Annotated in this window: 20 protein-coding genes; 9 read left to right on the top strand and 11 right to left on the bottom strand. The window is 65.0% G+C overall.

Annotation, left to right across the window (positions count from 1 at the left end):
- Window positions 1-22 precede the first annotated feature (22 nt).
- The 6 genes from DRF71_RS18040 to DRF71_RS18015 all read right to left on the bottom strand — a co-directional run bounded on the left by DRF71_RS18040 (window position 23) and on the right by DRF71_RS18015 (window position 6,628).
- A complete protein-coding gene (locus tag DRF71_RS18040) occupies window positions 23-1,627 on the bottom strand; it encodes a 5-guanidino-2-oxopentanoate decarboxylase (RefSeq protein WP_232831569.1) in 1,605 nt (534 codons plus the stop codon).
- Between the two features lie 4 nt (window positions 1,628-1,631).
- Window positions 1,632-2,447, bottom strand: coding sequence for an ABC transporter permease (locus DRF71_RS18035; protein WP_112311907.1), 816 nt, complete (start codon window positions 2,445-2,447; stop codon window positions 1,632-1,634).
- The gene (locus tag DRF71_RS18030; protein ID WP_112311906.1) at window positions 2,444-3,256 is read right to left on the bottom strand and encodes an ABC transporter permease; all 813 of its coding nucleotides are present in this window, start codon (window positions 3,254-3,256) and stop codon (window positions 2,444-2,446) included. Before DRF71_RS18030 ends, DRF71_RS18035 begins: the two co-directional genes overlap by 4 nt.
- 55 nt (window positions 3,257-3,311) lie before the next feature.
- On the bottom strand, window positions 3,312-4,424 hold the full coding sequence (locus DRF71_RS18025) for an ABC transporter substrate-binding protein (protein ID WP_112311905.1): 1,113 nt from the start codon (window positions 4,422-4,424) through the stop codon (window positions 3,312-3,314).
- A gap of 73 nt (window positions 4,425-4,497) precedes the next feature.
- Window positions 4,498-5,526, bottom strand: coding sequence for an ABC transporter ATP-binding protein (locus DRF71_RS18020; protein WP_232831568.1), 1,029 nt, complete (start codon window positions 5,524-5,526; stop codon window positions 4,498-4,500).
- A 217-nt stretch (window positions 5,527-5,743) separates the two neighbouring features.
- Window positions 5,744-6,628, bottom strand: a complete 885-nt coding sequence (locus DRF71_RS18015; protein WP_112312148.1) for a LysR substrate-binding domain-containing protein — start codon at window positions 6,626-6,628, stop codon at window positions 5,744-5,746.
- A gap of 207 nt (window positions 6,629-6,835) precedes the next feature.
- Between DRF71_RS18015 and DRF71_RS18010 the strand changes: the two genes are divergently transcribed.
- Both DRF71_RS18010 and DRF71_RS18005 read left to right on the top strand, forming a co-directional pair.
- Window positions 6,836-8,428, top strand: a complete 1,593-nt coding sequence (locus tag DRF71_RS18010) for a zinc-binding metallopeptidase family protein (RefSeq protein WP_198672255.1) — start codon at window positions 6,836-6,838, stop codon at window positions 8,426-8,428.
- Window positions 8,429-8,442: 14 nt separating this feature from the next.
- The gene (locus DRF71_RS18005) at window positions 8,443-9,366 is read left to right on the top strand and encodes a dimethylarginine dimethylaminohydrolase family protein (RefSeq protein ID WP_112311904.1); all 924 of its coding nucleotides are present in this window, start codon (window positions 8,443-8,445) and stop codon (window positions 9,364-9,366) included.
- Between the two features lie 6 nt (window positions 9,367-9,372).
- Here the strand turns inward: DRF71_RS18005 and DRF71_RS18000 are convergent, their stop codons facing one another.
- The 5 genes from DRF71_RS18000 to DRF71_RS17980 form a co-directional block, all read right to left on the bottom strand.
- On the bottom strand, window positions 9,373-10,707 hold the full coding sequence (locus tag DRF71_RS18000) for a hypothetical protein (RefSeq protein WP_112311903.1): 1,335 nt from the start codon (window positions 10,705-10,707) through the stop codon (window positions 9,373-9,375).
- Between the two features lie 82 nt (window positions 10,708-10,789).
- Entirely contained in the window at window positions 10,790-11,320 is a 531-nt protein-coding gene (moaB, locus tag DRF71_RS17995) for a molybdenum cofactor biosynthesis protein B (RefSeq protein WP_112311902.1), read from the bottom strand.
- Entirely contained in the window at window positions 11,317-11,946 is a 630-nt protein-coding gene (locus tag DRF71_RS17990; RefSeq protein WP_112311901.1) for a LysE family translocator, read from the bottom strand. The genes moaB and DRF71_RS17990 overlap by 4 nt, the downstream gene beginning before the upstream one ends.
- Window positions 11,947-11,988: 42 nt before the next feature.
- The gene (locus DRF71_RS17985; protein ID WP_112311900.1) at window positions 11,989-12,555 is read right to left on the bottom strand and encodes a hypothetical protein; all 567 of its coding nucleotides are present in this window, start codon (window positions 12,553-12,555) and stop codon (window positions 11,989-11,991) included.
- A 3-nt stretch (window positions 12,556-12,558) separates the two neighbouring features.
- Entirely contained in the window at window positions 12,559-13,437 is an 879-nt protein-coding gene (locus tag DRF71_RS17980; protein ID WP_408634549.1) for a uracil-DNA glycosylase, read from the bottom strand.
- Between the two features lie 122 nt (window positions 13,438-13,559).
- On the opposite strand from DRF71_RS17980, the gene DRF71_RS17975 reads away from it, so the two are divergent.
- From DRF71_RS17975 to pyrC, 7 genes are read left to right on the top strand one after another with little or no spacing between them, the layout of a single operon-like run.
- Entirely contained in the window at window positions 13,560-14,522 is a 963-nt protein-coding gene (locus tag DRF71_RS17975; protein ID WP_112311899.1) for an aspartate carbamoyltransferase catalytic subunit, read from the top strand.
- Window positions 14,515-15,156 (top strand): hypothetical protein, encoded by a 642-nt coding sequence (locus DRF71_RS17970; RefSeq protein WP_112311898.1) that lies wholly within the window; start codon window positions 14,515-14,517, stop codon window positions 15,154-15,156. The genes DRF71_RS17975 and DRF71_RS17970 overlap by 8 nt, the downstream gene beginning before the upstream one ends.
- Window positions 15,153-15,278, top strand: a complete 126-nt coding sequence (locus DRF71_RS29065; RefSeq protein WP_269814380.1) for a hypothetical protein — start codon at window positions 15,153-15,155, stop codon at window positions 15,276-15,278. The genes DRF71_RS17970 and DRF71_RS29065 overlap by 4 nt, the downstream gene beginning before the upstream one ends.
- A gap of 3 nt (window positions 15,279-15,281) precedes the next feature.
- A complete protein-coding gene (locus tag DRF71_RS17965) occupies window positions 15,282-15,884 on the top strand; it encodes a hypothetical protein (protein WP_112311897.1) in 603 nt (200 codons plus the stop codon).
- Window positions 15,881-16,489, top strand: coding sequence for a hypothetical protein (locus DRF71_RS17960; protein WP_112311896.1), 609 nt, complete (start codon window positions 15,881-15,883; stop codon window positions 16,487-16,489). Before DRF71_RS17965 ends, DRF71_RS17960 begins: the two co-directional genes overlap by 4 nt.
- A 37-nt stretch (window positions 16,490-16,526) precedes the next feature.
- The gene (locus tag DRF71_RS17955; RefSeq protein ID WP_112311895.1) at window positions 16,527-17,168 is read left to right on the top strand and encodes a hypothetical protein; all 642 of its coding nucleotides are present in this window, start codon (window positions 16,527-16,529) and stop codon (window positions 17,166-17,168) included.
- Complete coding sequence (gene pyrC / locus DRF71_RS17950) at window positions 17,165-18,442, top strand: dihydroorotase (RefSeq protein WP_112311894.1); 1,278 nt, start codon at window positions 17,165-17,167, stop codon at window positions 18,440-18,442. The genes DRF71_RS17955 and pyrC overlap by 4 nt, the downstream gene beginning before the upstream one ends.
- Window positions 18,443-18,463 lie beyond the last annotated feature (21 nt).

Genomic DNA, 18,463 nt, shown 5'->3' with positions numbered 1-18,463 from the left:
CGGGCGGTTTTGTTTGATGTCGTCAGGTCGCGGGGAATTCGGCCCGCAGCTCGTCGCCAAAGATCAGCATGGTCGGCCCTTTGCGGGCAGCGCCCGCACGCAAAAGATCCGGCAGCGCCGCCGCGCCGCTCACCCGCTCGACATGCCAGCCCGAAGCGGCGGCGATGGCTGCAAGGTCGGGCGTGTAGATATCGACGCCCAAAGCCGGGATATTGCGCGCGATCATATAGCTTTTGATCTCGCCATAGCCGTTATTGTCATGCAGCAGCAGGATCACCGGCACTTCGGCCTCGGTCGCGGATGCCAGTTCCGACAGCGAGAATTGCAAGCCCCCATCACCCGAGATCGCCACCACCGGGCGATCATCCGCCAGTTTCGCACCAATCGCCGCCGGCAGCCCATAGCCCAGCGTGCCGTAGCCGGTGGCCGAGTTGAACCAGGTGCCGGGGCTCTCGGCCTCGTAATTCATATTGCCGGCATAGGTCAGCTGCGTTGAATCGCCAACCAGCCGCGCACCGGGCAGCGTGTCCCTGACCAGCGACAAGAGCGCCAGATCGCGCCGGTAGGCCTCGGGCAATGCGGCACGCCCGGCCCGCGCCACACCGGCCCGCGCCGCGCCGTCTTTCTTTGCGGCAGGGGGCGGGTCGGCAAGAACCGCCGCCACGAACTCTGCCGCATCCGATGCAATCGCCAGCCAGGGCGTTACCCCCCGCGCCATATGCACCGGATCAAGATCGACGCGGATCAGCTTTCCGGGCAGCGAGAAACCGCCATCCTCATTCATATCGTAATCGGTCAGGCCCAGTTCGGTGCCGATCGCCAGAACCACGTCGGCGCCCGCGATCAGCGCCCGGGTCGTCTCCATCGAGGGCGACAGCGGCACTGCCAGCGGATGCCCGGGTGGCAAGAGGCCACGGGCATTGGTCGTCATCACCAAAGGCGCATCGAACAGCTCGGCCAGCCTGCCGATTTCGGCCCGCTGCGCGCCGCCACCGGCGAGGATCACCGGCCGGGCGGCCCCCTCCAGCGCCTGCACCGCCTCACGCAGCGCCGCCGGCGCCGGCGCCGGCAGCGACAGCATCATCGGCTGCGGCAAAGGCAGATGGCCGGCATCCGCAAGCATCACATTGATCGGGAGCTCAATATGCACCGGGCGCGGCCGCGCGCCGTAAAACACCGCGAAAGCCTGGGCCAGCACCCCGGCCAGTTCCTCGGGCCGGTTCACGGTGCGCGAAAACGCCGCCACACCCGAGACCAGCGCCTGCTGATTGGGCAGTTCATGCAGCCAGCCCTCGCCCGAGCCCATCCGTCCATGTGCGTTCACGGTCGAGATCACCAGCATCGGAATCGAATCGCCGTAAGCCTGGCCCATGGCCGTCACGATATTGGTCATGCCCGGGCCGGTGATGATGAAACAGACGCCCGGCTTGCCAGAGGCCCGCGCATAGCCATCGGCCATGAAGCCGGCGCCCTGTTCATGGCGCGGCGTCACATGGCGCACACCCGATCCGGCAAGGCCCCGATAGAGCTCGACCGTATGAACGCCGGGGATGCCGAACACTACCTCGACGCCATAAGCCCGCAAGAGATGGGTCAGATAGACCCCCGTAGAAATATTAGCCGTCACGTCCTCATCCCTGTCTTTTCTGGCCCTGCCGAACCTGCACCGCCGTTTTGATCAGCACAACCGCGACCACAATCGCGATCAGCACCACGGAAATCGCGGCGATTGCCGGGTCGATATTGTCCCTCAGCCCCATCCACATCATCCGGGGCAGCGTCACCGCATTGACCGAGGTGATGAAAAGGGTGACGCCGATCTCCTCCCAGGAGAGAACGAAGGTCAGGAACAACGCCGCGATCATGCCGAAGCGGATATTCGGCATGATGATGCGGAACACCCGCGTCATCAGCCCCGCCCCCATCGAGCGCGCAGCGAGGTCAATGCGGCGATCAACCTGGCTCAGCGCGACGGTGATCAGCACCACCGCGAAAGGCGCCACCATAACCGAATGCGCCAGCGCCACGCCGAAGAACGTGTCATAGCCGATCACGCCGTTCCACTGGCTCAGCGAGGTCAGAAAGAAATAGAGCGTCAGGGCCGAGACGACCGGAGGCGCCACCATCGGCAGCATCGCGATCCCCATATAGAGCCCGGCGAATTTCGGTTGCAACATCCAGAGCCCAAGCGCGAAAGCGGCGGCCAGCGCGGTGGAAAAGAGGCTCGCGACCAGCCCGATGCGGATCGAGAGCCAGACGCCCTTGCCCCAGGCCGGATTGTCGATCAGCGCCCGGTAATGGCGCAGCGACCACTCATCCCCGGCCATCGACAGATTGCGCCCGGGCGTGAAACTGACCGGCACCACCGCGATCAGCGGCATCAGCAGAAACACCGCGACCAGCGCCGCAAGGATCGTGGCCAGGAGGCCCGGTTTCAGCGTGATCATCGCCCGGTCCCCTTGGCATATTTCATCGTCAGCGCCAGCAAGAGACCGATGGCGACCATCATAATCACCGAGATCGCGGCGCCAAGGCCCCAGTCCGGGCTCTGGAAAATCCTCAGCCAGATGAGTTCAGCCACCAGCACCGAGCGGCCACCGCCGAGGATCGCGGGGGTGACGAAGAAGCCAAGCGCGAAGACGAAGACCAGCAGACAGGCGCCGAAAATGCCGGTTTTGGTCATGGGAACAAAGACCTGCCAGAAGATGCGCGCCCGGGACGCCCCCATGCCGCGCGCGGCGAGAAGCACGCGCTCATCGACCGAACGCATGGCCGAGGCCAGCGGGAAGACCGCGAAGGGGATCAGGAAATGCACCATCCCCAGCACAACGCCGAATTCGTTCCGCACCAGCGCCAGCGGTTCGGAAAAGATGCCGATCTCCTGGCCCCAGGTGTTGATGATGCCGCGGTTCGACAAAAGCGCCAGCCAGCCAAAGGCCCGTGTCAGCACGGAAATCCAGAAGGGGATCAGGATGCAGAGCTCGACAAACAGCCGCATCACCGGCCCGCCCCGCACCCAGAGAAGGGTGATGATATAGGCCATGGCGACCGCCAGAACGGTGACCAGCGCGCAGATCCTGACCGTGCGCCAGATCACGCTGAGAACCAGCGGATCGGTCAGCGCGGTTTTATACTGGCCAAGGCCCGGCTCGGGCAGTGTCACGCTCCAGCGCATGACGCCGAGGAACGGGACAAGATAGGCCAGAGCCAGAAAGACCAGCAGCGGGGCCAGCAAAAACAGGCGGGAACGGAGCATGGCATCCTCCTGAGCGGCGATCCCCGGGCCGGACTGGCCCGGGGCAAGGGACCCATCAGGCCGAGATGATCTTCAGATATTCATCCAGCGCGGCGCCGTAGCTGGTCTCGTACCAGGCCATGTCGATCGGCATTTGCTGGGCATAGTTATCGGCGGCCACCGGGTTGTATTTCGCGTCCTCGGGCGGCAGCAAGGCATCGGTCGCCGGGTTTGCCGGCCCCTGGCCCAGCATCTCGAACATGATCAGCTGTTTCGCCGGATCCTGCACCGAGGCGAGGAATTGCATCGCGGTTTCCGCACCACCCGGATTGCCTTTGACCACGCCAAGCGCGCCGGGCGAGACGAAACCGTCTTTCCAGATGAATTTCACATCGCCGCCGCTGTCTTCCTCGATCAGGCGGGCGCGGGTCGACCAGACGATGGCCATCGAGGCCTCACCATCCAGAAGCAGCGACTGGCTCTCGGACCCGCCGCCCCAGAAGGCCACGACATGCTCTTTGAACGCCGCCAGCTTCTTATGCGCCCGCTCGATATCCAGTGGGTAGAGATCGCCCGGCGCCACGCCATCGGCCAGCAAAGCCGCCTCCCAGACACCGACGCCCCATTTATAAAGCGCACGCTTGCCGGGGAATTTCTCGGTATCGAAGAAATCCGCCATGCCGGTCGGCGGGTTATCCCCGAATTTGGTCGCGTCATAGGCGATGACATACGAGAAGAAATAGGTCGAGGCGGCATAGTCCCAGCCAAAGCCCTCGCGGAATTTGGTCTTGTCGACGACGGCGTAATCGACGGGTTCCATCATGCCTTTCTTGCCAAGCGCCTCAGCCGAGAACGGGTCGACATCGACCAGATCCCAGGTCGGTTTGCCGCTTTCGACCTGAGCCTGGATCGCACCCTCGGTCGGGCCCGATCCGTCCTGGCGCACGGTGATGCCGGTCGCCTCAAGGAAGGGCTTGCCATAGGCGGTGTCATAGGCCGCGCCCGCGTCGCCGCCCCAGTTCACCAGCACCAGTTCTTTGGTCTGGGCATCGGCGCGGCTCCCCAGCCCAAGCGCCGAAGTTCCCAGCAAAAGCGCAAGACCGGTGTTGAAATTCCGCCGCGAAATCTGACCCTTGCGGGCCTTCATCGCAAGGATTTCCAACTGGTCGCGCTGGAAGGGTCCGTTCATAATCCATCTCCCTGTTGAGGATTTTCAGTCAGCCGGCGCCCGCATCTTATGGCGGGTCTGTCCCGGAATTCGCTTACAGCATGAAACCGCGATGGGCGTCCCAGCTGGTCCAGACCGCCGCCCCCGGCACAAGCCCGTCGGGCAGTTTCGCGGTCGGCATATGCAAAACGACCGGCACCCCGCCTTTGGTGGTCAAAGCGAGGCGGGTCTCAGACCCAAGATAGGTCAGATCTTTCAGCTCGACCGGCAGCGCATTGCCAGAGGCGGGCTCGCTGACCAAGAGGTCCATATATTCAGGCCGGATCGCCAGATGATCGCCCGCACCGTCAGGCAGCCGGATCGCGCGCCCCTCGATCTGCGAGGAGGCGACCGGCAAAATATTGATGTCGCCCAGGAATTCCGCCACGAACCGGTTGGATGGCCGCTCATAGATTTCACGCGGGGCGGCGATCTGCTGCAACTGGCCCTTTTCGAAAATCGCGATGCGCGAGGACAAGGCCAGTGCCTCTTCCTGGTCATGGGTCACGAAGACAAAGGTGGTGCCGGTCTCCTGATGGATGCGCCGCATCTCATCCTGCATCTGGCCGCGCAGGTTCTTGTCCAGCGCCGAAAATGGCTCGTCGAGCAGCAGAACCGGCGGCTCATAGGCCAGCGCCCGGGCCAGCGCGACCCGCTGCTGCTGGCCGCCCGACAGGCCCGAAGGCCGTTTGTGGCCATGGCCGCCCAGCCCGACCATCTCGACCATGTCCCTGACACGTTTCGAAACATCCGCAGAGGAGCGGCCCTGGACCTTCAGCGGGAAGGCGATGTTTTCCTCGACAGTCATATGCGGAAACAGCGCGTAACCCTGAAAGACCATGCCGAAGCCGCGCGCCTCGGGGGGCGTCCCGGTCATCTCGCGCCCGTCCAGCGTCAGCCGTCCCGATGTCGGCGCCTCGAAACCCGAAAGGATCATCAGGAAGGTGGTCTTTCCCGACCCGGATGGCCCCAGCAGCGTGACGAATTCGCCGCGCCCGATGGTCATGGAAATATCCTGCAGCGCGGTAAAGCGCCCGAACATCTTGCCGATCCCAGAAGCTCCGATTTCTGCTGCCTGCGTCACTTGGTATCCCTTGCCAGAGTTGCCGGTGCCAGAGTTCCGGATGCCAGAATTCCGGATGTCAGAGGTCCGGGTGCCGGCCAATGCCGCAGATCGCGGCGGGGACCGGGCAGACTGTCCATCCAAGCCTGAGACGGGGGGCTCTGAAAAACAATAGAAAGTTTTTCACCCTTTCGGGAAATAATATTTGCCGATCTTTGGCGGACCGATCAAAAAGGGGTCAATCACCGATCAACGCGCCCAGAAGCCAGTCGCGAAAGGCACCGACAGCCGGGTTGCCGGCCTTTTCCGGCGGAATGACCACGAAATAGGACCGGACAGAGCGCACGGAAAGATCAAAGGGCCTGACCAGATGGCCGGCGCGGATCGCATCCTGGCAGATGAATTCATCCCCCATCGCGATCCCCTGGGCGCCAAGCGCCGCCGCATAGACCAGGTTCATATCGGCAAAACGGATGCCGTTCTGCGCCGACTCGACCGGCATCCCCGCCAGGCGGAACCAGCATTCCCAATCCTCGTAATCGCCCAGATGCAAGAGCGTGGCCCCCAGCAGCGCGCCGGTATCGGCCATGGATTCAAAGCGGTTCAGCCAGGCCGGGCTGCAAAGCGGCGTGAAATCCACCTCTTTCAACAACTCGACATCCATGCCGGGCTGCTTGCCCTCGCCAAAGGTGATAAAGATATCGACATCGGGATTCGACACGTCATCCAGCCGGCGTGGCGTCTGCACGGAAAGTGTAACATCTGGAAAATCCGAGACAAATCCTCCAATCTTGCCACAAAGCCAGCTTGAGGCAAAGCCCGGCGGGCAGCTGACCGACAGCGTCCCCGTCACGCCGCGCGCCGCATTTCGCGTCGCCGAGCCGGCAATCATCGACAGAGCGCGGCGGATATCCGTTGCATAGGCCAGGCCCTGGGGCGTCAGCTCGACCCGCGTGCCAATCCGGCTTGTCAGGCGAAAGCCCAGGTCACGCTCCAGAAGCCGCAACTGGTGACTGACCGCGCTGCGGGTCAGGTTCAGCTCATCCGCCGCCTGCCAGACCGTGCCGTGGCGGGCAAAACTCTCCAGCGCGCGCAGCGCCTGGGTCGAGGGGATACGGGCCATCAGGACCTCACTGGCTTTGCACCATACCGGGGCCCCAGTCTGGGTCTTTCTGCGGCGCATACAAGCAAAAGGTGAATTTCCTTTGCCGAAGCCGGGAAAAGGTTTCACTTTCAGGGCAGCCGCCTGCCCTGTTAGCCCTGAAAGGGTGGCAGGGAGGCGCCTTGCCCGCCCCCTGTCGCCCTTTTGTGTCGATCCGGAGCCCGGGACATGTCGCAGCTTTCCGCCGCCCAGACCACCGCCCTTGCCAGCGTCAAAGCCCGCGCCCGGGACCATTCCGACTGGTGCGCCACGATCTTTTCCTATGGCGAGACCGCCTGGCGCGAATACCAGTCCTGCGCCTGGTATGTCGAAAGGCTGCGCGCCGAGGGGTTCACCGTCGAGGAAGGATCGGCCGGCATGCCGACCGCCTTCTGCGCCACCTGGTCGAACGGCCCCGAATCCGAGGGCGCTCCGGTGATCGGCATGTATGCCGAATATGATGCGGTGCCGGGGAATTGCCAGGCGGCCTCGACCCGGCGCGAACCGCGAAAGGGGCTGGGTTTTCAGGCCGGCGGCCATACCGATCCGCATTCCGGCCTTGGGATTGCCGGGCTGGCGGGGCTGCTCGCGACCAAAGCCGCGATGGAAAAGCACGGGATCAAGGGCGGCCTGCGCTTTACCGGCGAGCCTGCGGAAAAGGTGCGCGGCTCGAAACCGATCCATGCCGCGAAAGGCTATTATGACGGGCTGGCCGCGATCCTGTCCTTCCATCCGTTTTACATGCTGCCGATGTGCAACACGGTCCGCTGGGACACGCATTGCGGGGCGGCCTACTCGATGATCTACCGTTTCATCTGCGATGAGCCGCAGGCCTGGGGGGGCAGCCTGTCGCAGGATGGCGCGCCGATCCCGCAATCACATTCCGCCGTCCGCGCGCCCGGTGCCAATGACGCGCTGAACCTGATGTTCCTGACCTCGAAATCCTTGCGCGATTCGATGCTGCCGCATCAGGGCGGCTGGTCGATTTCCGAGGCGATCCTGACCGCAGGCCAGGCCACCGCCGACAACCTGCCCGCCGGTCTGGCTGAGATCCAGTATATGATGCGGGTACCGACGCTCGCGATGGCCGAGGCGGTCACCGCAGCGCTGGACCGCAATGCTGAACACGCGAGCGCGATGACCGGCTGCCGGGTCGAGCGGCACTGGGTCTGCAAATCGCGCCCCGGCCTTGCGAACCATACCATCGCATCGGTCGTATGGGACGCGATGCAGGCAGCCGGCGCCCCCGAATGGGGGCAGGACGCGAAAGAGATCGCCCGCGAGATCCAGTCGGGTCTTGGCATCGCGCCGATGGCAGAGCCCTTCATCCCGGAAATGACCCGGCTGATCGACCCGCAGGCGGCGGAGAAAATCCTGCGCGAGGATCTGCCGCCCTCGCAGAAGAATTCCACCTCGGATGATTACACCGATATGTGCTGGCATGCGCCCACCGCGCGCTTCTACATCGCGCGCCCCGCGCTGAATGCGCCGGCGGGGTATACTTACCCGGCCTGGGTGATGAACGCGCTTGGCGGCATCCCGGCGACCATCGACCCGATGGTGCAAAAGGCCGCCGAGGTTCTGGCGCTCTCGGCGCTGCGCATTCTGGAAGACGCAGAGGCCCGGGCGGCGATGTGGACCGAGTTCGAGAGCCGCAGCAAGGCCGCCCCGATCCCGCCCCTGTGCGATTACGCCCCCCCGATCCATTTCCGCTGGCCGGAATATGTCACCACCGCAAGGGGCCGCGACTGGTGGATCCCCTCTGCCATGCAAGGCGCCTGAAACAGGAGAGAGAAATGAACGTGCAGACCAGGCCTGAACCCTTTTCCCTCCAGCGCCGCAAACAGGGCGGCGGCACCAGCCCGCTGGCGCATTGGGGGTTCCGAAATGAAACCGACCGGCTGACCGATGTGCTGCTGGGCGACCCGGCTTACCTGCGCCATATGGCGACCTCGTCCCTGTCGAGGAAACACCTGCGCGAGAACCCGTGCAACATCCAGGAAGCTCAGGCGCAGCATAAGGAACTGAAAGCGGCCTATGAGGGCTTCGGCGTCACTGTCCATACCGTGCCGCCCGAGGCAGAACTGCCGATGCAGGTCTATACCCGCGACAGCTCGGTGATGACCCCTTACGGCGCAGTGATCACCGCGATGAGCCAGCCCTGGCGCCGCGGCGAAAACTATGCCGCGATCCGCCATTACGAGAGCCTCGGCATCCCGATCTATGACATGGTGACCGCCGGCACTTTCGAGGGCGGCGATTTCAATGTGATCGAGGAAGGCGTTTTGCTCGTGGGGTGCGGCGGGGCCCGCACCAATGAGGACGGCGCGCGCCAGGTGGCGTCCTGGTTCGCGGCCGAAGGCTGGGAGGTCCGCCTCGCCTTTATCGACGAGTATTACGTCCATATCGACCTGATGGTGGTGCCGATCGCCGAGAAACTCACCGCCGTCTGCCTCGCCTGCACCGAGCCCGCCATCGTCGACTGGCTGAAGGCGAAGGGCCATGAGATCATCGACGTGCCCTTCCAGGACACGATGGCACTCGGGTGCAATTTCATGTCTCTGGGCGGCGACCGCATCATCGCGCCGAAAGCCTCGCAAACCCTGATCGGCCAGCTGAAAGCGCGCGGATTCGACGTGGCCGTGGTCGATACGGCGGAAATCTCGAAAACCGGCGGTGGCATCCATTGCATGGCCCAGGCGCTGAAACGCGAGGGGTAAAGCCGATCAATCGCGCGCCGGTTCACTCCGGCGCGCTTCGAAGGCCCGGAGCCGGCGGAGCAGCTCATCGCCGGATTGCCAGGAGTACAGGGTTTCCAGCTGCTTAAGGCGCGGCAGGAGCGGCATCACTTCGGCCTCATCCAGCGCTGAAAGCAAGATGTACAGGTTGGCGACCCGTGACTGGTCGGGCGCGGCGGTGGCAGCTTCGTCTTCCAGGGCTGCCATGATCTGCTCTGCCCGACCGCTTAACGCAGCAGGATCCAGCGCCAGATGCTCCGCAAGCGGCCGGGGCATCTGCCGATGGTCAAGCCCGTGATCCTGCTGGCGGCCCGCAATCCAGAGATCGGCCAGCCTGATCTGTTCCGCCACCAGCCCCGCCAGCGCCGCATCGAATTTCCGGCGGACGAGGTCCGGATCTGCCATAATCCGCCCCTCTGGCCCGACTTTCTCGAGCCCAAGCACCCTTGCCAGCGCCTCGAGCGAATTCGGCGCCGTGGCCCATTCCATGCGGGTATCAAGCCGCATGCAGCCAATGGTCATCGCCTTGCGCCCCAGCAGCCGGCCGCAAAACGCGCCAAGATCCGGCCACCAGGGCAGGGGCAGCCAGCCCGGCGCCGGATCGCGCAACATCACCGGCGCGGCTCCCCCGGGCGGCTCGATCAGATAACCCCGGTCAGCAAGACTGGCCCCGCGCCCCGGCGATCCCTCTGGCGGTGCCTGTATCCGGATCGCCGGCAGATCCGGAACTTCGGGCATGGTCAGCAGGCAAATCTCCTGTCGCCCCGGGTGATAAGCGCCGCCGAAATCGATCCCCGGTATCCAGCCGTTCGGCAGTCGTTCCAGCAATTCATCGCAGAGGGTGCCGTCGATAAAGCGCCCCGCCCTTGTCGGCGAGGAAGGATCCAACGGATTGAAGGTATATGTTACCGGCACTCCGTAATCCAACAGCAGTGAGCCCGCCGGGAACAGCGGCAAAACCAGCGCCTGGCGGGTTGGGTCGAATTCCACCCGCAGCCCGGCATTTGCCACTGCTCGCTCGCGCAATTCCTGCGCATAGCGAAGGTTTTCCACCGCGTACAGAAGGTAATAGCCCGAGAAAACCGCAATCACCGGCGTCAGCCAGAGTGCATGGATCTTGCCGCCCGCAACCTCGACCATGATGCCGATCATCCCCAGCCAGAGACAGGCGAAGATCGCGACCGCGAGCAACCAGGCGAGGAAGACCGCCAGCAAGGGTGGCACCGGCAGGTGCAGGGCGTAATAGGGTAAGGATGTGCCGTTCACCGCTGCGAACAGCGATGGCAGAAAGAACAGGAGCGAGCGGGGGAAACGGCGTCTCATGCCGGGGGGTGTAGCGCCATGGCGCGGCTATTCTGAGGCCGTTTCCGGGCAATGGCGCGACCCGGAGACAGACATATCGGCCTCACTTCCGTCGCTTGTGCTCCTCAAGCCTTGGGAATATTTCCACGAAATTGCAGGGCCCGTGCCGGTAGTCGAGCTGTTTGACAAGAATCTCGTCCCAGGCATCCTTGCAGGCGCCGGTCGAGCCTGGCAGCGCGAAAAGATATGTCCCGCCCGCAACGCCTGCACAGGCGCGGCTTTGCACGGCAGAGGTGCCGATCTTCTGCATCGAGACGATGGTGAAGACGGTGGAAAAGGCGGTTATTTCCTTCTCATAGACGTCGTGATGCGCCTCGACCGTCACATCCCGGCCCGTCAGACCGGTGCCGCCGGTCGAGATCACCACATCGACGCCCGGATCGGCGATCCAGGCCCTGAGCTGCGCGGCGATGCCGTCCCGGTCATCGGTCACGATGGCACGGGCGGCCAGGAGATGCCCGGCGCCTGTCAGACGCGCCACCAGGGTATCGCCCGAGCGGTCCTCGGCGAGGCTGCGGGTGTCGGAAACCGTCAGCACCGCGATGCGGGTCGGGATGAATTCCCGGTCGGTCATGCGGCACGCTCCATCACGGCAAGGCGCAAAGCGAGGGCTGCAAAGATGCCGCCGGTCGCGCGGTTCATCCCCCTGGCCAGCCGGTCAGACCCGGTAAGCGCCCGCCCGAGGCGCCCGGCAAACACCCCGACCGCGCCATTGATCACAAGGCCCCCTGCGCAGATGATCAGCCCGAGCGCCAGGAATTGCGGCAGCACCGGGCGCGCAGCGCTTACGAATTGCGGCAGGAAGGCGAGGATGAACAGCGCCACTTTCGGGTTCAGAAGGTTCACCACCAGCGCCTCGCGAAACACCCGCAGAACCGGCGCGCGGGTGACCGGGGCGATCTCGGGCCGGCCGGCATTCCAGGACTTCACCGCAAGCCACAGAAGATAGGCAACACCGCCCCAGCGGATCACCTCAAACGCCATCGGATGCGCTTTCAACAGCGCCGCAAGGCCCAGCCCCGCCACCAGAACATGCACGAAACAGCCCAGGGCGATGCCGAGATTGGCCGCCATCCCGGATTTTGCCCCGCCTTTCAGCCCCTGGGCCAGCACGAACATCATATCCGCCCCCGGCGTCAGGTTCAGCGCCAGAGCGGCGGGAAGAAAGGCCAGCAATGTGACGGCATCAATTGGAAACATCGGCGGCACCTGGGGGTTGCAAGGCGTGGATCACGGAAGGCTTCACAGGCAGGGATTCATCACGGGCAGGCGCGGCGTGGCCAGCACACGGTTCATTTCGCCCGGAAAGTCTTCGCCCGACAGATAGCCGAGCATCTCCGCCAGATCGCCGCCCGGTTTCAGCCGCTCACAGGTCTTTTGCCGCGCGGCCTCGTCTTCACCCGCCTGGTCCGCCATCGCCTTTTCCAGCAGCCCCTGCGCATAGCCTGCCGGGCGCGGCGGCACCGCATTTTCCTCGATGAAACGGCCCATCCGGTCGAAAGCGGCCTTAAGCCGAGCCTCCTCCCCGGCATCCAGATTGCCCGGGCAGGTCGCATTCAGCGCCGTCATATCGGCCATGATCGCAAAGGTGCAGCCAAGCGCGCCCCCCGCATCGGTGCCGTAGCAATTCCCGTCCGAGCATTGCACCAACACCCCGTCCCCGAGATTGAGGCTCTGCACCGTCATGCCATTCGCATCGGTCATGGTCTCGACCCTGTCGGCATTCTCGCGCATCAACAGGCCGTAATCTATCCAGTCCTGCGCGAAGACAGGCAGCGGCAGCAGCATAAGGATCACGGCGAGGCGCATGGATTATTCCTTGTCGAGAAAGGCCCTGAGCGCGAGCAGATCGGCCCAGGCCTCACGTTTGGCCCCGGGAGTGCGCAAAAGATAGGCCGGATGCGTCATCGGCAAGAGCGGCTTTTCCAGCGCAGTCGTCCAGTTGCCGCGCGCGCGCAGGATGCCGCGATTGCCGGTCAGAGCGACCAGCGGCGTATTGCCCATGACGACGATCACATCCGGGTCGGCCAGCGCGATATGGCGCTCGACAAAGGGGCGCATCATCGCGATTTCCGCCGGGGTCGGATCGCGGTTCCCTTCGGGGCGCCAGGGCATGACATTGGTGATATAGAAGGCCGCCGCCGGATCGGGGCTTTGCCTCGACAGGCCGATGGCGGCAAACATCTGGTCCAAAAGGCGGCCCGCCTCGCCCACGAAGGGGCGGCCCTCGATATCCTCGTCGCGCCCCGGCGCCTCGCCAAGGATCAGGAGCCGCGCCTTCGGATTGCCATCGGCAAAGACGGTATTGCGCGCGCCGCGTTTCAGATCGCACAGATCAAAGCTGCGGATCGCATCGGCCAGGGCTTCAAGCGTTGCAGCCCCGGCAGCCGTGGCGCGGGCCACGGCGACCGGGTCGATCCCGGGAACTGCGGGCTGCTCCTGGACATCCGGCCATGGCGCGCGCGGCTGTGCAGGCGCTTGCGGGCTGGAGGCGGCGGGTTGCGGGCGGGCAGGCTTTTCGACCACCACCTCATAGCGGTTGACCGGAACCTCGCCGATCACCTCGTCGATGCCGCAATCAAGCTGCCAGTCCAGCGCCGCATAAGCCGCATGCCAGTCGGCCACGATCAGGGCGGCGAGGTCTTCCCCCTCCGCCGGTGTTTCTGCCGTGATGCCGGTCTCGATTCCCATGGCGCCGAGGGTAGTGCCTGTAATGCCGCGCCACAAGCCGGCGCCCGCCCCTGTCCTGCCAGCGCTTGCCCCTTTTCCCCCGGTTTGCCATAAGCAAAGGGCAAAATGACAGGGATCACATCATGGCTTTCCATGCCCGCCATCTTCTGGGGATCGAGCCGCTCTCGCCCATGGAGATCACCACAATCCTCGATCTCGCCGACCGCTATGTCGATCTGAACCGCCGCACGGTCAAACAGTCGGATACCCTGGCGGGGATGACGCAGATCAACATGTTCTTCGAGAATTCGACCCGCACCCAGTCGAGTTTCGAGATCGCCGGCAAGCGTCTTGGCGCCGATGTGATGAATATGAATATGGCGACCTCGTCGGTGAAAAAGGGCGAGACGCTGATCGACACCGCGATGACGCTGAACGCGATGCATCCCGATCTCCTGGTGGTGCGGCACGGGGCCTCGGGCGCGGTGAACCTTTTGGCGTCAAAGGTGAATTGCGCGGTGCTGAATGCAGGCGACGGGCGGCACGAGCACCCGACCCAGGCGCTGCTGGACGCATTGACGATCCGGCGGGCAAAGGGGCGGATCGACCGTCTGACCATCGCGATCTGCGGCGATGTCGCGCATAGCCGGGTGGCGCGGTCAAACCTGATCCTCCTCGGCAAGATGGGCAATAATCTGCGTCTGATCGGGCCGCCGACCCTGATGCCTTCGGGCTTTGCGGAACTCGGCGCCACCGTCGTGGATGACATGCGCGAGGGGCTGAAAGGCGCCGATGTGGTGATGATGCTGCGCCTCCAGAAGGAACGCATGGATGGCGGTTTCATCCCTTCGATGCGGGAATATTACCACCGCTACGGGCTGGATGCCGAGAAGCTGGCTTTCGCGAAACCCGACGCCATTGTGATGCATCCCGGGCCGATGAACCGGGGCGTCGAGATCGACGGCGAGATCGCCGATGACATCAACCGATCGGTGATCCAGGACCAGGTGGAGATGGGCGTCGCGGTGCGGATGGCCTGTATGGATCTGCTGGCACGAAACCTGCGCGCCGAGCGCGGCCGGCGCATCGCGGAAAGCTATGTATAAGGTGGAGACCGCTCTCCTCGCAACCACAGGGGCAACCACAGGGGCGACCACAGGGACAATCACAAGGGCGACCGCGACAGGCCCGTCCACGACAGGGGCGCGGGGGGCAGATCTGCCCTTTCCTGCCGCCACCGGCGCTTCGGGCAGCGGCGACACGACAGATGCGGTGATCTGGCGCAGCCGCCAGTCGCCATGGCTGATCAGGCCTGCGGCGCTGTTTCCCGGCCTTATCTTCCTCCCGGCATCGTTCGTGATGGTGCCGCAACTCGTCCGCAGGATCGCTGCGGGTGAGTTGCCAGCGGGAATCGCCGCCAATGCCATGCTCTTTGCCGTGATCACCATTGGCCTGGTCATGGGCATCGGGGCGCTGTTCCTGCTGGTGATCATCCCCTTTGGCGCCATCCGCGCGGAAGACCGGCTGACCAGAACGGCGCTGCCCCTGGAGACCCGGCTGCCGGGGCTGCGCCGCCGGCGCAGCATCCCGGTTGACGGGCTGCGGATCCATCGCCCGGGCCGGGCGCGGCTTACGGTTCGCAGCCCCGATGACGGCTGGACAGGTGGCGCGCTCCTCTTCCTGCCCCGCCGTGACCGCGAGGCGCTCTGCGCCGCCCTGCCAGAAGGAGCCTGTCCGTGACCACACCCGATCCCAACCGCAAACCGACCAAAGCCGAGATGCGCCAGGGCGGCATGGTCGCCACCGCCGTCCTGCTGGTGCTGGTGGCGCTGACCGTGATCTTCGTCTGGGTCGGAGGCTGACCCATGACCGGGGCGCCGCCGCCAGGCTGGGAGGACATTCTCGACCCGGGCGAGGTGATCCTTTGGCAAGGCCGCCCCGGGGCGCGGTTCGACTGGTCCTCGCTGATCCATTTCCGGCTGCTCTTCGCGATCCCCTATACGGTTTTCGCGCTGTTCTGGATCGTCCTTGTCTCGGGCGTCAAAAGCGGGCCGCCCTTTCCGGTCAATATCATCTTCATCCTCTTCGGCCTGCCTTTGGCGGCCACCGGCCTCGCCATGTGTTTTGGCGCGCCGCTGGGGCGCTGGCTGCGGCTGAGGGGCAGCTTTTACACCCTGACCGACCGCAATGCCTTTATCGCAACCGAGATCCTCGGCCGCCGCCGGCTGGAGCGTTTCCCGCTGAACTCACGCCTTTATCCGGCGCTGGAGGAAGGTCTGCCCGGCTCGGTCTGGTTCGCGACCCGGGGCTGGACCATGCAGAACCTGTCAAAGAACAGCCTTATCGGCACGGCTTACATCATGGGGATTGTCAGCGACAGGATCGGGTTCGAAGAGATCCCCGAGGCGCGGCGCGTCTATCGGCTGATGCTGGACGCGGTGGCAGGCCCTGGCAGGGCCGCGCCATGAGGCCGGGCGCAGGCGACGGGCTGATCTGGAGCGGCAGGCCGCGTGTCGCCCTGCAATGGCGACGGACCAGCCTGTCCCGGGTTGCAATCGGCCTCGTGCTTGTCGTGATCGGGGTCGCGATTGCGCCCTGGGCCTGGACCACCGGGATCGAGGGTATGCAAACCGTAAGGGGGCGCCGGTTCCCGGGTCTCGGCGGGGCGCTTGTGGCGCTGTCGGGCGCGGCCCTTGTGGCGGGCGGGCTTTACCATACGTTCTGGCCGGTCTTTGGTCCCTGGACGCGGCTGCGGTTTCGCAGCTATGCGCTGAGCCGACACTTTGCCATCATCCACACGCCCTTTACCGGCACCCGGTCTTTTGCTTTGGTCGCCGGCCAGCAGATCACCCTTGAGGAGGCCGGGGCCGGCGGCGGATCTGGCACCCTGCACGGCTCGGTCTGGTTCCGCACCGAAGCCATTGCCGGCGACAAGCCGGCGCGGCGGTTTGCCCCCCTGGGCCTCGCGCCCCGCAATATCCGCTGGCGCCGCATCGGGTTCGAACAGATCCCCGACGCGCCCCATATCGCCGCGATGATGCGCGCGGCCATTGCCGCCCTGCCCGAATCCTGAACCCCAGCCCTGCCCCCCCCGCAAGAGACCCGCCCCGATGTCTGAACCCGCCCCGATCCCGCCCCCGGACTGGAGCCAGGACCTTGCCCCCGGCGAGCGGCTGCTCTGGACCGGGCGGCCCGAGCCAGGCCGGCGCTACAGCCGCAGCGATTTCGGCATGTCGGTTCTGGGTGGGATGGTGGCGCTCTTTGCCGCATTGTGGATCCTCTTTGCCGTCACCATGCTCAATGATCCGGCAATGGCGCCGCAGGCACCGCTGCTGGGTCTGGTCATGGTGTTTTGTGGCCTTGTGGCAGCGCTGAGCCTCCTTGCCGCCAGATGGCTCCTCTGGGGCGGCTGGCTCCGGCGCGAGCGTGATCTGGAACGCGCATTCTACGCCCTCACCGACCGGCGCGCGCTGATGCGGCTGACCGCCCCCCCACCGCGCTTTGCCACGCCGAAACTGACCTCCTGGCCGATCCTGTCGCAGACGATGATCGAGATGACCGGCAATCCCGCCCGCGAACCGGTCTCGCTGCATCTGGCGATGCTTGTCACGGTGGACAGCGACGGCGACAAGACTTACACCCGCACCGGGTTTGAGCGTATCGCGGATGCAGAGCATGTGCTGCAGCTGATCCTCGATATTCAGGCCAAAATAACGCAGGCCAGATCACGGCCCGAGACGGATCACCGATGACCATCCTTCATTACACCAATGCCCGCCTGATCGACCCCGAAACGCTGACGGACAGCGTTGGCAGCCTGACCGTGGTGGATGGCATCATCGCCGAACCCGCCAGGAAGCTGCCGAAAGGCGCTGTCACCCTTGATTGCGGCGGCAAATGCCTTGCGCCGGGGATCGTCGACTGGGGCGTCAAGATCGGCGAGCCGGGCGAGCGGCATCGCGAAAGCTTCCGCTCGGCGGGCCTTGCGGCGGCGGCAGGGGGCGTCACCACGGTGATCGCGCGGCCCGATACGGCTCCGGCGATCGACACGCCCGAGGTGCTGGAATTCGTCACCCGCCGCGCAGCCGAGGCCGCCCCCGTCCGCATCCGCCATATGGCCGCGCTGACCAAGGGGCGCGAGGGCCATGAGATGACCGAGATCGGCTTCCTGCTGGATGCCGGCGCGCTGGCCTTTACCGATGCGTTCCATGTCTCGACCGATACCCGCGCGCTGTCGCGCGCGCTGACCTATGCCCGCTCGCTTGGCGCGCTGGTGATGGGTCATCCGCAAGAGCCGGTGATGTCGAAAGGCGGCGCCGCGACGAGCGGAAAATTCGCCAGTTTCCGCGGCATTCCGGCGGTTTCTCCGATCGCGGAACGCATGGGGCTGGAGAGGGATCTCGCGCTGGTCGAGATGACCCGCGCCCGCTATCACGCCGATCAGATCACCACCGCGCATTCCCTGCCGGCGCTGGCGCGGGCGAAAGCGGCGGGGCTGGATGTCACCGCCGGCACCTCGATCCACCATCTGACGCTGAACGAGCTGGATCTTGGTGATTACCGCACCTTCTTCAAACTGACGCCGCCCTTGCGCTCGGAAGAAGACCGCCAGGCGATCATCGCGGCGCTTGCAGATGGGCTGATCGACGTGATCGCGTCCTTCCACACGCCGGCGGATGAGGAATCGAAACGGCTGCCCTTTGAAGAGGCGGCGCCGGGCGCGGTGGGGCTGGAAACCCTGCTGCCGGCTGCGATGCGGCTTTACCATGCCGGCCATCTGAGCCTGCCGCAGATCTTCCGCGCCATGGCGCTGAACCCCGCGAACCGGCTGGGGCTGCCGCAGGGGCGGCTCTCGCCTGGCGCCCCGGCCGATCTGGTGCTGTTCGATCCGGATGCGCCTTTCCTGATGAACCGCTTTACGCTGCATTCGAAATCGAAGAATACGCCCTTTGACGGGGCGCGGATGGAGGGGCGCGTGCTGGCCAGCTGGGTCGGCGGGCGCGAAGTGTTCCGGGCGGCCGAATAGCCGCTTGAAGGGGAGAGGAAG

Origin of the sequence: Pseudogemmobacter bohemicus, from assembly GCF_003290025.1 — a bacterium.
In the GTDB taxonomy this organism is placed as follows: domain Bacteria; phylum Pseudomonadota; class Alphaproteobacteria; order Rhodobacterales; family Rhodobacteraceae; genus Pseudogemmobacter; species Pseudogemmobacter bohemicus.
This window is presented reverse-complemented; position numbering and strand designations above follow the sequence as displayed.